General features: G+C 56.4%; 11 protein-coding genes. 7 read left to right on the top strand and 4 right to left on the bottom strand.

All coding sequences use genetic code 11. The features are described 5' to 3' along the window. Window positions 1-44 precede the first annotated feature (44 nt). Window positions 45-239: a hypothetical protein gene (locus KFJ24_RS10275; protein WP_250830985.1), complete on the bottom strand. Its 195-nt coding sequence runs from the start codon at window positions 237-239 to the stop codon at window positions 45-47. A 133-nt stretch (window positions 240-372) separates the two neighbouring features. On the opposite strand from KFJ24_RS10275, the gene KFJ24_RS10270 reads away from it, so the two are divergent. Continuing rightward, window positions 373-1,272 carry a LysR family transcriptional regulator gene (locus KFJ24_RS10270; protein ID WP_250830984.1) on the top strand — a complete coding sequence of 300 codons (900 nt, stop codon included), beginning with the start codon at window positions 373-375 and terminating at the stop codon, window positions 1,270-1,272. A 5-nt stretch (window positions 1,273-1,277) separates the two neighbouring features. On the opposite strand, the gene KFJ24_RS10265 is transcribed toward KFJ24_RS10270, so the two are convergent. After that, window positions 1,278-1,934: a lysozyme-like domain containing protein gene (locus KFJ24_RS10265; protein WP_250830983.1), complete on the bottom strand. Its 657-nt coding sequence runs from the start codon at window positions 1,932-1,934 to the stop codon at window positions 1,278-1,280. Window positions 1,935-2,086: 152 nt separating this feature from the next. On the opposite strand from KFJ24_RS10265, the gene KFJ24_RS10260 reads away from it, so the two are divergent. Continuing rightward, the gene (locus KFJ24_RS10260) at window positions 2,087-2,917 is read left to right on the top strand and encodes a DUF2059 domain-containing protein (RefSeq protein ID WP_250830982.1); all 831 of its coding nucleotides are present in this window, start codon (window positions 2,087-2,089) and stop codon (window positions 2,915-2,917) included. A gap of 118 nt (window positions 2,918-3,035) precedes the next feature. Next, on the top strand, window positions 3,036-4,238 hold the full coding sequence (locus KFJ24_RS10255; protein ID WP_250830981.1) for a M24 family metallopeptidase: 1,203 nt from the start codon (window positions 3,036-3,038) through the stop codon (window positions 4,236-4,238). Here the strand turns inward: KFJ24_RS10255 and KFJ24_RS10250 are convergent. Together KFJ24_RS10250 and KFJ24_RS10245 are read right to left on the bottom strand one after the other, a co-directional pair. Next, window positions 4,211-5,161, bottom strand: coding sequence for a succinyl-CoA synthetase subunit beta (locus tag KFJ24_RS10250; protein ID WP_250830980.1), 951 nt, complete (start codon window positions 5,159-5,161; stop codon window positions 4,211-4,213). The genes KFJ24_RS10255 and KFJ24_RS10250 overlap by 28 nt on opposite strands. Beyond that, a complete protein-coding gene (locus KFJ24_RS10245; protein ID WP_070964993.1) occupies window positions 5,161-5,439 on the bottom strand; it encodes a peptidylprolyl isomerase in 279 nt (92 codons plus the stop codon). Before KFJ24_RS10245 ends, KFJ24_RS10250 begins: the two co-directional genes overlap by 1 nt. 183 nt (window positions 5,440-5,622) lie before the next feature. Between KFJ24_RS10245 and KFJ24_RS10240 the strand changes: the two genes are divergently transcribed. From KFJ24_RS10240 to KFJ24_RS10225, 4 genes are all read left to right on the top strand, one after another. Then, a complete protein-coding gene (locus tag KFJ24_RS10240) occupies window positions 5,623-7,209 on the top strand; it encodes an ABC-F family ATPase (protein WP_250830979.1) in 1,587 nt (528 codons plus the stop codon). 38 nt (window positions 7,210-7,247) lie between these two features. Then, window positions 7,248-7,811 (top strand): DUF1415 domain-containing protein, encoded by a 564-nt coding sequence (locus tag KFJ24_RS10235; RefSeq protein WP_250830978.1) that lies wholly within the window; start codon window positions 7,248-7,250, stop codon window positions 7,809-7,811. Window positions 7,812-7,989: 178 nt separating this feature from the next. Then, window positions 7,990-8,721, top strand: coding sequence for a spermidine synthase (locus tag KFJ24_RS10230; protein ID WP_250830977.1), 732 nt, complete (start codon window positions 7,990-7,992; stop codon window positions 8,719-8,721). A 16-nt stretch (window positions 8,722-8,737) separates the two neighbouring features. Then, entirely contained in the window at window positions 8,738-9,640 is a 903-nt protein-coding gene (locus KFJ24_RS10225) for an NAD-dependent protein deacetylase (protein WP_250830976.1), read from the top strand. The last annotated feature ends 2 nt before the right edge of the window (window positions 9,641-9,642 follow it).

Genomic DNA, 9,642 nt, shown 5'->3' with positions numbered 1-9,642 from the left:
CATCTTAACTAGCCTTCCGCAGCCTGTGTGTCTTCAGATAAGGTTCAGTGACCGCCGTGGAGCTGAGTCATATCTGGAGTAACGGTTGCGGTTTTCCTGTTCCAGGAGCGCAATTTGCGGCTGATAAACTGGGCCGCCTGCTTTGATGCAGCACGGGTATGCTGGCGCCGGGCCTCAACACTGTTGTGGAGGATGCTGGACGGCAGGGGGTGTACGGTTGCGATATGGTTCTGAGTCATAACGCCTTCCTCCTTTGTATGGTGGATTGAACTAGTTAGCGATCTATCTTTAATTTCAAACAGACTATAAGGGTTCTTTTTTGCAGTTTGAATACGTTAAAATCCGTACTCATGTTGCAAATATGCAGTAATTATGGACTGGGATTATCTTCGTTTTGTACGCGCCCTGGCACTAGGTGGAACGCTTGCCAAGGCCGGGGAATTGCTGGGTGTGCACCAAACCACTGTTTTACGTCGACTTGACCAGATGGAAGAGTCGCTGGGTGTGCAGTTTTTCGAACGTAACAGGGACGGATTACAACTGACCCCTGTGGGGGAGACGGCCTTTCGAGAGGCTGAAAAACTGGCAGTTGTAATGGAAAATCTTGAGCGCAAGCTTGTAGGGCAGGACTCGGCTCCGGTCGGTAAGGTCCGGCTGGCGGCCGAGGATTCGATGATGAACGAAGTGCTCAGCCCGATCCTGGCTGAGCTGGTTCGGGAGTTTCCTGATATAGAGCTGGAAGTGTTGACGGATAATGATGTCGCCAACCTGAGCCACCGGGAAGCGGACCTCACTCTGCGTCCTGAAAATAGGCCTCAGGCGACGCTGGAAGGCCAACGGATCGCCGCCATTGAGTCTGCGGTCTACGGTTCCGCCCGGTACTGTCGACGCCACCGCGAAATGGATATTGAGAACAGGCCGGAGGATTGCCTCTGGATTGTTCCGGATGAAACGTTCAGCCATCTTGCCACGGGCCGCTGGTACCGAAAACAGCTCAAGAATGCCAGGTCATTCATCCGATGCAACAGTCTGCAATCCATGTATGCGCTGGTAAGGGCGGATGCGGGCCTGGCGGTGTTGCCTTGTTACCTTGGCGAAAGTGCCAAAGAGCTTCGCCGGTTGTCGGCTCCTCTGGAAGGGGAGAGCGTGGACCTCTGGTTGCACGTTAACCAGGACACTCAGCAGATGGCCAGGGTCCGGATCGTCATGGAATACCTGGTGGAACGGCTTCAGGCCCTTGAATCGTCGATTGAGATCAGCGTAACGCTCTGAAGGGCTCAGCCGCAGAAAGGCCAGAACTGATACCAGCGCCAGCACTGGAACTCCTGCTCGCAGGTCTTGAGCTGGATATCGTAACGGAAGGCCCGGGTTTGCACTCGGGCTGCGAGGGCTGTGACATCCGGTTTTTGGGCATAGGACTGCCGGCTAAAGCCACCTCGTCCCTCGTGGTAGGCCAGATAGAGTTTCCGTGGGTTGTAAAAGGGAATCCCTAGCTGCCGATGTGTCAGATGATTGTACCAGCCGACAAAATCAAGGGCGTGTTCCATATCCGTTCGAACGGTAAACCAGCCATCCCCGTTTGCTTCGAGGTATTCACCCCAGGCGGGATCCAGCGCCTGGGCGTAGCCATAGGCGGTTGTGGGCCGTGTCCATGGAATGAAACCCCAGAGACGGGTTCTGGGAGGCTTGGCATGGCTGCGAAAGGATGACTCGTAATAGACGAATGCCATTTGAGTGGCGATCGGCGTGCCCCACCGTCGCTCAGACTCCCGGGCATAGTCATACCAGACCGGGTGTTCCCGGAAGATCTCGCACATATTGTCAGCGTTGGCTGGCGGCCCTGGAGCCAGCAGGCTAAAACGCAGGGTTGCCCAGGTGCCAATAAGGAGCCCGAGTACCGGTAGCCCGTACCATTTTGCGCGTGATCGCCACAAATTAAAGCCTGTCTGGCGCCGCCGCCGGGGCCTGCGCCATGGCTTCCTGAATTTCCCTACCAAACTGTCATCTCCGGAGCCCATGGTTTTCTTGCTGAAATAGCGGCACACGTGTCATAAACGGGGCATCCACATAACGGGATGATAGATAAATGAAGCTTGTTACCCTAGTTAAACCTCTTTTAGTCGCTGGTCTGTTGGTTGCCAGCCCCGCCATGGCTGCTCCCGATGCACGGAAGGTTCTGGCAGTATCGCCGATTGATGACATCGTTGCCCAGTATCCGGCCATGATGAGCCAGGGTATTCGAGAAGGATTAAAGCGCAGTGGGCAGATGCCGCCCATGGTGGCAGAGACCATTGGCCATGTGGTCAGCAGTAGCTTCAGCGCCGCACAAATAGAACAGCAAATTGTGGAAGGCCTCGAGGAACGGCTCAGCGACAAACAGCTTGAAGCCGTCGGTGAATGGTATGAGACGCCGGTGGCAAGAAAGATTTCGGCGGCCGAGATTGCGGCCTCGGCACCCTCGGCCTGGCAAAACATTCAGGCGCGGGCGCCGGAACTGAACCGGAAGTACAAGGGGACCGACAGGGCCCGCATGTTTGACCGGTTTGATCGTGCTTCCCGGGCGACGGAAAGCGCAGTAGATACGACCATCGCGGTGCAGCTGGGACTGGCTACGGCCATGGCAGCGTTTAGCAGTGATTCAGTGCATTACGATCAGCTTAAACAGGGCATTGAAGATCAGCGCAGCATGTTGCGAGGGGTTGTTGGCCAGCAGGTTTATGACAGCTATCTCTATACGTATGAGGGCATTGGCGCCCAGGAAATGAATCTGTACCTGGATTTTCTGGAAAGCCCGGCCGGAACCGCATTTTCGAAAGTGGTTACCGAGAGCATTCAGCAGGCAATTACCGACCCGATTGAGTCCGTTGGTGCTCAGCTCGCCCGGTTTCTTTCTCCGGCACCAAAAGGCAGTCAGTAAACAGGGCGATACAGAAAGCTTTCATCCTGGAATGGATTTCGGTTGTTATACCTGAAAGTTGTACAACTGCGAGTTTGGGTCCACTCTTCATACTTACAGGCGACTGAGGATTGCGCCCATGGATTTCAATGCCTACCAGAAAGCGTTGCCCCCGGAGCTGCGAGGCTCCGAGTGTCCTTTTGCTGCAGAAGAGTTTGATCGGCGGCTCGCCAGAGTCAGGGAGCGAATGGCCGGTGAGGACATGGATGCCCTGTTGCTGACTGATCCTTCCGATATCTTTTACCTCACTGGCTACAGCACCTTTGAAGTATCGGTTCATGTGGCTCTGCTGGTCACCAGCTCGTCTCTGTTGCTTCAGGTTCCGTCAATCGAAATGGGACCAGCTATGGTGACAACACGTGTCGCCAGGGTCACAGGGTACCGTTGGGAAGGTATCGGCGAAGTACTGTCCCCGTTAATTGATGCGTTGAATGGTTCCGCGGATATTGTCGGTATTGATTCGTGGCACGGGTCGCTCCGACAGGGTGTTCTTGAAGGGCTGAAAGCCCGGCTATCCAGTGTTCGCTTTATTGACAGCGGCGGTCTTGTGAAAAAGATCCGTATCGTTAAATCTCCGTCGGAAATCGAATATCTCCGTCAGAGTGCGAGGATTACTGGTGAGGGTTTGAAGGCGGCTGTGGCCGAAGTGCGCCCCGGTGCAACGGACAATGATATTGCTGCGGCTGGCGCCAGGGCTTTGCTGGAGGCTGGCAGTGAATTCATGAGTATGCAGCCCATCGTGACCACCGGTCGCCGAAGCAGTGTTATTCATACCAACCATAAACGATGCCGGATCGAGCAGGATGAGCCGGTCTTTCTGGAGTTTGGGGCCGCGTGGCATCGGTACACCGCACCGATGATGCAGACGGTTGTGGCCGGAACGCCGTCAGCGGAGATGGGGCGGGTGTTTGATGGCTGTCGCCGAGTTGTTGATGCGCTGCTGGCGACGGTCAAACCCGGTGTGACCTTTGATACGGCCGCGCAGGCGGCGGAAAAAGCGCTTGCTCCCCTGGCTGACGACGTGTTTTTCTCAGGCGTGTTTGGCTACACCGTGGGCGCCCAGTTTCCCCCTTCCTGGGTAGAGGGATCGGGATTTATCGCCAGAGGTGGAAATGTTGACTTTAAACCGGGCATGGTGTTTCACCTGCCGATCTGCCTCCGTGTCCCTGGCCAGTGGGGCATAGGCTGTAGCGAAACGATTCTCGTCACGGCGCACGGAGTCGAGCCGATTACGTCCAACCCCTGGACGCTTGATCATTCAAGTCGCAATTCCAGCAGGTAAACAGTCTCTGGTTCGGACAGTCGGGTGGCAAAAAGCCCCAGTCTTCGCACGTTGTCCATGTCCATGGATCTGTGAGCCGGCGCGCTTTTGATATCCCCAAGGTCGAGGGTAAAGGTACTGAACTGCGGTTCTAGGATCAGCCGGGTGTTGTAGCGATCGTTGTAGGCGTTTTCGCCCAGGTCGTGTTCCACATCATTGACTCGCAGGGTCAGTTTCAGTGCTTCCGGGCCGGGATTATATAAAGTGATTACGAGTTTTTTGTAGCCACGCCAGTCGGCTGGGAGGTTATTGAGAGACACGCCAGAGTAGGTCTCTGTGCCCAGGTTAATCCGAAGGCTCTGGCTGTGGTTTCGGGCATGACTGATCGATGGGGTAAGCCGGCCACTCCAAAAAGGTGCGGGATCCTCCTGCTGGAAGTCGTATAGCATCGGTAGTTGGTGGCTGACTTGAAACTGCCGGATCGCGACCAGGCCTGTAGAGCCGAGTTCAACCACCAGTAACAGGGCGCTGAGGGCGGCCAGGGTGCGGGATTGGCTGTATTCTCGGGGTTGGCGGGACAGATAGGGCTGCCAGGCGAGAACCAGCCAGGTGCCGATAAGGTTTCTCAGAACGTCGTGCCAGTCCGCTTGCCGGTTTAATCCGGACTGCAGAACTTCGATAAGGATTCCCGCCAACAAAACGACAGTGGTCATTGCCAGCCACATCGACCAGCCCCTGAGCCGCCGCCATGGTTGGAGCGCAAAGGTGAATATGGCGAAAAGGCCGATATGGCCGAGGTTCCATGCTGACTTGTAAAGCGGGCTGGCTGTCCATTCCGGACCGCCGATGAAAAGTAATGGGGCAATAAAGAGAACGCCCACCACGGCCAGAACACGCAGTTGCCAGCCGCCCAGGGCGCGCTCCTGGATCGCTCCGGAACTCATCAGCTGCGGCTGGTCACTTCCAGCAGGTGATATCCGAACTGGGTCTTGATTGGTCCGAGCACGGTGTTCAGTTCGCTGTTGAATACAGCCTTGTCGAATTCCGGAACCATCTGGCCCGGGCCGAAAGAACCCAGGTCCCCGCCGTTACGGCCGGATGGGCAGGAGGAATGCTGTTTCGCCACTTCGGCGAAATCCTGGCCACCCTCAATGGCTTTCTTCAGTTCTTCACATTTTGCTTCGCTGTCTACCAGAATGTGGCGTGCGGTTGCCTGTGCCATGGTCAGTATCCTTAAATAAAATGAATGGGGACTTCAGAGGGGGAATGCTGCCCGTACCATTAGCCGGAGGCAAGCGGTTTTTATCCGTGTTTCTGCGGCCTCACGTTACCCCCTGCAAACCTGTACAATGCCGGCTTTATTTCGCCGGTGCCAGAACCGGCCCCACGTCTATAGGTTTGTTTCTTGATCTCCACCGCCAATATCACCATGCAGTTCGGGGCCAGGCCCCTGTTTGAAAATGTGTCTGCCAAATTCGGCAATGGCAACCGTTACGGCCTGATTGGCGCCAACGGTTGTGGAAAATCCACGTTGATGAAGATTCTCGGTGGCGATCTTGAACCCTCCGCCGGCCAGGTGATGCTGGAACCGAACGTTCGCTTGGGTAAGCTGCGTCAGGATCAGTTTGCCTACGAAGAGTGCACGGTGATGGATACCGTGATCATGGGCCACGAAGAACTCTGGCAGGCGAAAAAGGAACGGGACCGGATCTATTCCCAGGCCGAAATGAGCGAGGAAGACGGCATGGCCGTGGCGGACCTGGAAGTCCAGTTCGCCGAAATGGATGGTTATACCGCTGAAGCCCGTGCCGGCGAGTTGCTGTTGGGCCTCGAAATCCCTCTGGAGGAGCATGACGGCCCCATGAGTGCCCTGGCACCGGGCTGGAAGCTGCGGGTGTTGCTGGCCCAGGCCCTGTTCTCTGATCCTGATGTACTGTTGCTGGATGAGCCCACCAACCACCTGGATATCAACACCATTCGCTGGCTGGAAAACATCCTGGTGGCCCGGAACAGCACCATGATCATCATCTCCCACGACCGCCACTTCCTGAACAGTGTGTGCACACACATGGCGGATCTGGACTATGGCGAGCTGCGCCTGTTCCCTGGCAACTACGATGAGTACATGACTGCAGCCACCCAGGCCCGTGAGCGCATGCATGCTGACAACGCCAAGAAGAAGGCGCAGATTGCCGAATTGCAACAGTTCGTCAGCCGTTTCTCAGCCAACGCCTCAAAGGCAAAACAAGCCACCTCCCGGGCCCGCCAGATCGACAAGATTCAGCTGGAAGAGGTGAAGCCGTCCAGCCGTGTCAGCCCGTTTATCCGCTTCGAACAGGGTAAGAAACTGCATCGCCAGGCAGTGACCCTGAAGGATCTGACCAAAGGCTTTGATAACAAACCTCTGTTCGACAAGCTGAACCTGCAGGTGGAAGCCGGTGAGCGGGTGGCGATCATCGGGCCCAATGGCATCGGTAAAACCACGCTGCTGCAATGCATGGCCGGTGCCTATGAGCCGGATGACGGCGAGGTGAAATGGACCGATAGCGCCGAGGTTGGCTACTACGCCCAGGACCATACCGCCGACTTCGCCGAAGACGAAACCCTCACCGACTGGATGGCCCAGTGGACCACTGGCGGCGAACAGCTGGTGCGGGGCACTCTCGGCCGTATGCTGTTCTCCGGCGACGACATCGGCAAATCTGTACGGGTCATCTCTGGTGGTGAGCAGGGCCGGATGCTGTTTGGCAAGCTGATCCTGCAGAAGCCTAACGTTATGCTGATGGACGAGCCCACGAACCACCTGGATATGGAGTCCATCGAGGCGCTGAACCTGGCGCTGGAGAATTATCCGGGCACACTGATCTTTGTGAGTCATGACCGGGAGTTTGTATCTTCTTTGGCGACCCGCATTATTGAGCTTAAGGCCGATGGGGTTACGGATTTCAGTGGGTCTTATGACGACTATCTTCGGAGTCAGGGGTACCTTTAACCCTTTGCGTGGCCCTCAAATCTGTAAGAGAAGAGAACATGGCTGAGACAGAGATTATTAACGCAACCCGCAAATGGGTCGAAGATGTTGTGGTCGGCTACAATCTATGTCCGTTTGCCAAGAAGGAACTGGTTCGGAACCGGGTGCGGTTTGTCGTTTCTGAAGCCGAGACGGAAGACGAACTCCTGCAGGCCCTACATTCCGAACTCCAGCGTTTGCAATACGAGCCCGACATTGAAACTACCCTGTTGATTCATCCGGATGTATTGAAGGACTTCGCGCCCTACAATGAGTTTCTGGATGCAGCCGATGGGCTGTTGGCGTACCTGGATATGGACGGCATCTACCAGATCGCCAGTTTCCACCCGGACTACCAGTTTGAGGGCACGGAGCCGGGCTCTGCGGAGAACTATACCAATCGTTCCCCATACCCGATGCTTCACCTATTGCGTGAAGCCAGTCTGGAAGCTGCGATTGAAAGTTATCCGGACGTAGATAGCATTCCGCAAAGAAACATCGAGCTGATGGACGAACTGGGTGCTCAGAAAATGCGGAATATCCTGCTCAGTTGTATTAACGCTCCGGAGAATACTGGGGAGTAGAACAAAGAGCAGGTGGCTAGCCCCTCCCAAAACTGTGCGGAGCCATGGATGGCGGAGCTCAAGCGCCACATGGACGTGCTTGAGCGGGTTTTGGGAGGGGGTAGCCAGCTGCGATAGCACGGAGTGAACGTAGAAAAGGCCTAAGGCCAGCCACCATCGAAGACAAAGAGGCAAAACCGTGGGACTGCTTTTCGAGCAAATTGACAGCCAACCCTCCGAAATCGGCGAGATCACCCTCCGGCGCCGAAGGATTCCTGCGATTGGCGAGCGCGATATCTTCGAGGTAAAGCTCGGCGAAGAATTCCTGATGTCCAGCATGTTCGTGGATGCCGAGGTCGCCCTGTCGGACCTCGGCCTGAACGAAACCGAAGGCGACGACCTCAGTGTGGTTGTCGGCGGTCTGGGGCTGGGCTATACCGCCGTGGCTGCACTCAAGCACGAGCGGGTGGGCGAGCTGTTGATTGTCGAATACCTGGAGCCGGTCATCGGCTGGCACCAGCAGGAGCTAGTGCCGCTTGGCAAGGACATCAATGCCGATGCCCGCAGCCGCTATGTCCATGGCAGCTTCTTCGACCTGGCGATTGCCGAGCCGGAAGCCGGTGGTTTTGACCCGGAAGCTCCCGGCAAAACGTTTGATGCCATCCTACTGGACATTGATCACTCGCCCCGGGCCTTGTTGCATGACTCCAACGCCAGCTTCTATACCACGAACAACATTCGACAGATGGCCCGACAGCTGAAGCCGCGGGGAATCTTTGCCATGTGGTCCAATGAAGGCGAAGATGACGAATTCATGGCGGTGCTTCGGGAAGTGTTCACCGATGTGGCTTGCCATGTGGTGACCTTTTTTAATCCGTTCCAGAACAGGGAATCGTTCAACACCGTATATGTTGCCCGGAAGCCGGGCTGAGCTATTCGGAGTTTGTATGCCTGTGACGACGCACCGTACCCGCCCCTTCAGCTCCAGTCAGCGGCTGCCGGAGACTGATGACATACCGGTTCTGCACGAACCGGAACAAGCCGGAGGCCTGCTGGCAGACTTTATTCACCGGCATCCCGGCTTGCTCATTCTGACCGGTGCGGGTGTCAGCACGGATTCCGGGATTCCCGATTACCGGGATGGCGATGGTGCATGGAAACGCAAACAGCCGGTCCAGCATCAGGCATTCATGGAAAGCTTCGAAACCCGACAGCGGTACTGGGGCCGGAGCCTGATTGGCTGGCCGGTGATGCGTAACGCCACTCCCAACCCCTCCCATCATTACATCTCCGACCTGGAGCTGCTCAACCACAGTAACCTGGTCGTCACCCAGAACGTTGACCGGTTGCACCAGAAAGCCGGTACCGGGGCCGTTACTGATCTGCATGGCCGGGCTGACGAAGTGATTTGCATGAGCTGTGGTTACCGGTGCCCGCGGGATGAAGTGCATGACCGGTGTGCTGACCTCAATCCGGGGTTCAGTCACTACCGTGCAGACACAGCCCCTGACGGCGACGCGGACCTGGAGGTGGATTTTGGCGATTTCCGGCCGGTGGATTGTCCAAAGTGTGACGGTATCCTGAAGCCGGACGTGGTGTTCTTTGGCGACTATGTGCCGAAGGAGCGGGTTTATTCTGCGTTGGACATGCTCAAAGCGAGTGATGGCCTGCTGGTTATCGGTTCATCGCTGATGGTGTACTCGGGTTTTCGGTTCTGTCGGTACGCAAACGAGTGGAACAAGCCCATCGCCACGCTCAACCTGGGGCGGACCCGGGCGGACGAGTTGGTGGATTTGAAACTCAACGCAAGGATCGGGGAGACCCTCAAGGCCTCCCTCGATCAGCTATAACG

It is taken from the genome of Marinobacter sediminum (assembly GCF_023657445.1).
GTDB classification, from domain to species: Bacteria; Pseudomonadota; Gammaproteobacteria; order Pseudomonadales; family Oleiphilaceae; genus Marinobacter; species Marinobacter sediminum_A.
Note: the sequence above shows the minus strand (reverse complement) of the source record. Positions and strands in the feature narration are given on the sequence as shown.

What these genes read in the sequence shown, in the direction of transcription:
- KFJ24_RS10255 (WP_250830981.1), top strand. Translation starts at nt 3,036, where the DNA reads ATGGATTTCAATGCCTACCAGAAAGCGTTGCCCCCGGAGCTGCGAGGC.
- KFJ24_RS10260 (WP_250830982.1), top strand. Translation starts at nt 2,087, where the DNA reads ATGAAGCTTGTTACCCTAGTTAAACCTCTTTTAGTCGCTGGTCTGTTG.
- KFJ24_RS10225 (WP_250830976.1), top strand. Translation starts at nt 8,738, where the DNA reads ATGCCTGTGACGACGCACCGTACCCGCCCCTTCAGCTCCAGTCAGCGG.
- KFJ24_RS10270 (WP_250830984.1), top strand. Translation starts at nt 373, where the DNA reads ATGGACTGGGATTATCTTCGTTTTGTACGCGCCCTGGCACTAGGTGGA.
- KFJ24_RS10275 (WP_250830985.1), bottom strand. Translation starts at nt 239, where the DNA reads ATGACTCAGAACCATATCGCAACCGTACACCCCCTGCCGTCCAGCATC.
- KFJ24_RS10250 (WP_250830980.1), bottom strand. Translation starts at nt 5,161, where the DNA reads ATGAGTTCCGGAGCGATCCAGGAGCGCGCCCTGGGCGGCTGGCAACTG.
- KFJ24_RS10245 (WP_070964993.1), bottom strand. Translation starts at nt 5,439, where the DNA reads ATGGCACAGGCAACCGCACGCCACATTCTGGTAGACAGCGAAGCAAAA.
- KFJ24_RS10235 (WP_250830978.1), top strand. Translation starts at nt 7,248, where the DNA reads ATGGCTGAGACAGAGATTATTAACGCAACCCGCAAATGGGTCGAAGAT.